We start from the raw sequence: 3,855 nt of genomic DNA, 5'->3' as shown, positions 1-3,855 counted from the left end.
CCTCGACGCCATCGCGGCGCAGACGCTCGGCGAGGCGCACCCCGTGAGGACCGTCGTGCGCGATGATCGCCCTCACGGGGTGCCTCCCGAGGTCGGCACGATCGACAGGCTCGACCCGTCGGTGACGGCGGCGAGGGCTGCGGCGACGTCGGCGCGGGCGATGACGAGCTCGACGGCCGTGCCGCCGGAGCCCATCATGGTCTCATCGCGATCGACGGAGACGACGGTGGCGGAGGGGACGAGGATGCGCGGCGTCTCATAGACCCCGCGCTCACGTTGCGGGGCCGCCCACAGTTCCACATCGGATCCCGCGGCGACAGCGGCGGGCACCGCCGTCGCACTGTGCACGACGATCGTCGTGGAGCGCGCCCGCGCGGCGTCACCGACGGCATCCTGCGGGACGAGCTCGCCCGCCGTGATCGTCCGCGTGGCGACAGCATCCGGCCGAAGGGTCGCCGGTGACGCGTAGGATTCCTCGAGCTGCCCGAGCGCGACCTCGACGACACGCAGGTCGTCGGCATCCACCGCCTGCCCTGGCGTGATCGTGCGGGCGGCCGCGAACACGGGCGCGGTCTGACGGGCCGCCGCGACGACGAACCACACGCCGGCCACCGATACCACGACCAACGCAATGCCCAGCAGAAATCTCACGTCGGCCCAGAAGGCGCGCGGACGTGGGCGCGCGGTGACAGGGAGCTCGCTCATGTCCCCATCGTCATCGATTCTCGCCGTCCGGCGTCGAGGTTATCCACAGGGCGGCGTGGAGAGGGGACCAGCGGTCGGGGCGCACGCATAATTGCCTCATGCCCGAATCCCCGAAATCCGGTGCGCACCTGCTGACCCCCGCCCAAGTGGCCGAGATGCTCCAGTTGCCCGTCGACGAAGTCATCGCGCTCGTGCTCGACGGGCACCTGCGCGGCATGAAGGTCGGATCCCCAGCACGCTGGCGCATCGAAGCCGACAGCGTCACCGGCTATCTCGACGACCAGGCCGAGGAGGCCCGCCGCATCGCACTGTGGCGAGAATCGAACGCCGCGAGTTTTCCGGAGTTGTGGGGACGCGGAAACGTGCGCAACCCCGACTGAGCGACCCCAAGTGCGGCGCTCAAGGCAGTGAGATCAGGGCAGTGCGATCAGGGCAGTGCGATGGGCGCCGCCAGGCCCACAGCAGCGATCGCGGCGAATGGGATCACGCGGAACCCGGTCACCGCCCCGGCACGCCGAGGCTGATCGATGTCATGGAGCGCGAGATCGAAGTGATCGGCCGCGGCCCGATCGATCGTCCCGTGCAGCGCAGCGGCGCCGGCCACCCGCACGGTGACACCGACGCGGCGGCGCGCGACATCGCGCAGGACGAACCCGAGCCCCATGCGCTGACCGAGGGTGTCACCCGGTGCGGCGTCGCGAACGCTGCCGAGCAGGTCGGGGGCCGGCAGCGTCAGCGCGCGCACGGCGTCGAGCGGCACGATCCACAGTGCGCGCGAAGCCGCGCGGCGCAGACCGTCACCAGGCGGGTCAGCGGCGAGAGCGAACCAGTCGGCGCCCACGCGGGAGACACGACCTTCCAACGTCCCTCCGTCGGTCAGTTCGCATGCCGCAGGGCGTGCCGTCCCCGCGGCGGCGAGTGCGACGAGTCGCTCGCGCAACGTGACGCGCGAAAGTCGCAGCCGCTCGGATTCCGTCTCCAACGCAGCGCGCTCGGCCTCCCATTCGGAGTCGAGCTGATCTTCCAGGTCTTCGAAGAACCGATCCCAGCGCACACCCCGGAGAGTACGCGGATGCCGCGGATGCCGCACACAACTGTCCACAGGGCACTTGTCCACAGGTTGGAGGATTCTCATCCCACGGTCGCAGACGCTGTGTTGTACTCGTGGGCACGCCACCCCGGCATCCCGAACACGCACAGGAGGTCTCGGATGACCCAGCCCCAGGGCGGATCCGCCCGCACCTCCACGCGATACGGATCTGCGCTCGAGATCGCCGAGTACTTCGCTCCCCAGCGGACTCCCACCGAGTCGCTCCCGGAGCCGGCGCCGCTGCTGCAGAATCTGACGCTCGGTGTGCTGGAGGTCCTGGCGGGGGTCCGCGAGGTCGAGCAGCTGGCGCGGTGGCTGGACGAAGACGCGTTCCGCGTCCTCGTCACGCGCGCCAACCTGTCGGCGCGGGCGCGCAGCGCGCGCGGGGTCGCTCCCGCCCGTCCGGCGTACCGTATCCTGTCCACGCACACTTCCTCGCCGGCCGACGGCGTCATCGAGGGCGTCGTGATCGCGGCCGGGCCGGCACGCACGCGAGCAGTAGCGGTACGCCTGGAGGGGTGGGACGGACGCTGGCGCGCGACATCGCTCGGCTTGCTCTAGCTCGAGAGTCTCGCGACCCCTGCAGGTTCTCTCGCCCCCACGGCGCGGCAGCGCCCCTGAAAAGCTGACCGGCCTCGTGTCACTGCCGATATGACGCGAGGAAGTTGCCGAGGCGCTGAATCGCCTCCGTGAGCACACGGGCCTCGGGCAGCGTCACGATGCGGAAGTGATCCGGCGTCGGCCAGTTGAACCCGGTTCCCTGCACCAGCAGCACGTGCTCGGCCACCAGGAAGTCGTACACGAACTTCGCATCGTCGCGGATCTCGTAGACCTCGGGATCGAACCGCGGGAACGCGTACAGCGCACCGCGCGGTTTGAGACACGTGACGCCCGGGATGGACACGAGCGCGCTCCACGCGGCATCCCGCTGCTCGTGCAGCCGGCCGGTCGGAGCGATGAGCGCGTCGATGGACTGGACGCCGCTGAGGGCCGCCTGCACGGCGTGCTGCGCCGGGACATTGGGGCAAAGGCGCGTCGAGGCGAGCAGCTGGATGCCCTCGAGAAAGCCCGCAGCGTGTTTCTTGGGGCCCGTGATCACGAGCCACCCGGAACGGTAGCCGGCGACCCGGTACGTCTTCGACAGCCCGTTGAAGGTGAGGCAGAGCAGGTCCGGTGCGAGGGTCGCGAGCGGGACGTGCTCGGCGTCGTCGAACAGGATGCGGTCGTAGATCTCGTCGGAAAGCAGCAGCAGCGAGTTCTCCCGCGCGAGCTCCACGATTCCCTGCAGCACTTCGCGCGAGTAGACGGCGCCCGTGGGGTTGTTGGGGTTGATGACGACGATGGCCTTCGTGGCCGGGGTGATCTTCTCGCGGATGTCGTCGAGGTCGGGCTGCCAGTCGCCATCGTTGACACAGCGGTAATGCACCGGCGTGCCGCCGGCGAGACTCGTCATGGCGGTCCACAGCGGGTAGTCGGGCGACGGGATGAGGACTTCGTCTCCAGTGTCGAGCAGCGCCTGCATCGTCATCGTGATGAGCTCGGAGACCCCGTTGCCGAGGTAGACGTCGTCAGGATCGAACTTCGGAAAGCCGGGGACCTGCTCGTAGCGCGAGACGACGGCGCGCCGCGCGGACATGATGCCACGGCTGTCGCTGTACGCGTGCGCGTACGGCACCGCCTCGATCATGTCGCGCACGATCTGGTAGGGCGCCTCGAACCCGAAGACGGCCGGGTTCCCCGTGTTGAGCTTGAGGATGCGATGCCCGTCGGCCTCGAGCCGGTCGGCCTCCACCAGTGCTGCCCCGCGGATCTCGTAGAGGACGTCTTTGAGCTTGGAGGACTGGTCGAGGATGCGGGGACTCATCGGATCAGGATATCGTCGGCCCGGCCGGGCTTGCCTCCGGCGGGGTCGCACATAGTCGCAATCCTCAGCGCAAAGCGGCCATTCGCGACCCGCCCGCGGGTCTCGTCGGGGCTACTTCTTCTTCTCGGCGGCGCGACGGGCGGCGCGGTTCAACGGGGCGGGCGCGCCGGCACCGGAGGCCGCGGCATCCGTCCGC

At 69.6% G+C, this 3,855-nt stretch carries 5 protein-coding genes; 2 read left to right on the top strand and 3 right to left on the bottom strand.

The window, feature by feature from the left end; translation table 11 throughout:
* Positions 1-72 precede the first annotated feature (72 nt).
* Positions 73-705 (bottom strand): SAF domain-containing protein, encoded by a 633-nt coding sequence (locus WBP48_RS00730; protein ID WP_424434594.1) that lies wholly within the window; start codon positions 703-705, stop codon positions 73-75.
* 98 nt (positions 706-803) lie between these two features.
* Here WBP48_RS00730 and WBP48_RS00725 point away from each other — a divergent pair, with 98 nt between their 5' ends.
* Complete coding sequence (locus tag WBP48_RS00725) at positions 804-1,085, top strand: helix-turn-helix domain-containing protein (RefSeq protein WP_424434591.1); 282 nt, start codon at positions 804-806, stop codon at positions 1,083-1,085.
* Between the two features lie 47 nt (positions 1,086-1,132).
* Here the strand turns inward: WBP48_RS00725 and WBP48_RS00720 are convergent, their stop codons facing one another.
* On the bottom strand, positions 1,133-1,759 hold the full coding sequence (locus WBP48_RS00720; RefSeq protein ID WP_424434588.1) for a hypothetical protein: 627 nt from the start codon (positions 1,757-1,759) through the stop codon (positions 1,133-1,135).
* A 156-nt stretch (positions 1,760-1,915) separates the two neighbouring features.
* Here WBP48_RS00720 and WBP48_RS00715 point away from each other — a divergent pair, with 156 nt between their 5' ends.
* Positions 1,916-2,356: an Rv3235 family protein gene (locus WBP48_RS00715; protein ID WP_424434585.1), complete on the top strand. Its 441-nt coding sequence runs from the start codon at positions 1,916-1,918 to the stop codon at positions 2,354-2,356.
* 79 nt (positions 2,357-2,435) lie between these two features.
* On the opposite strand, the gene WBP48_RS00710 is transcribed toward WBP48_RS00715, so the two are convergent.
* The gene (locus tag WBP48_RS00710) at positions 2,436-3,659 is read right to left on the bottom strand and encodes a pyridoxal phosphate-dependent aminotransferase (protein ID WP_424434582.1); all 1,224 of its coding nucleotides are present in this window, start codon (positions 3,657-3,659) and stop codon (positions 2,436-2,438) included.
* Positions 3,660-3,855: the final 196 nt, after the last annotated feature.

This window comes from Microbacterium sp., from assembly GCF_049661145.1.
Classification (GTDB): Bacteria; Actinomycetota; Actinomycetes; order Actinomycetales; family Microbacteriaceae; genus Microbacterium.
This window is presented reverse-complemented; position numbering and strand designations above follow the sequence as displayed.

Coding starts and splice junctions, on each gene's coding strand:
- WBP48_RS00715 (WP_424434585.1), top strand. CDS start 1,916: ATGACCCAGCCCCAGGGCGGATCCGCCCGCACCTCCACGCGATACGGA.
- WBP48_RS00710 (WP_424434582.1), bottom strand. CDS start 3,659: ATGAGTCCCCGCATCCTCGACCAGTCCTCCAAGCTCAAAGACGTCCTC.
- WBP48_RS00730 (WP_424434594.1), bottom strand. CDS start 705: ATGAGCGAGCTCCCTGTCACCGCGCGCCCACGTCCGCGCGCCTTCTGG.
- WBP48_RS00725 (WP_424434591.1), top strand. CDS start 804: ATGCCCGAATCCCCGAAATCCGGTGCGCACCTGCTGACCCCCGCCCAA.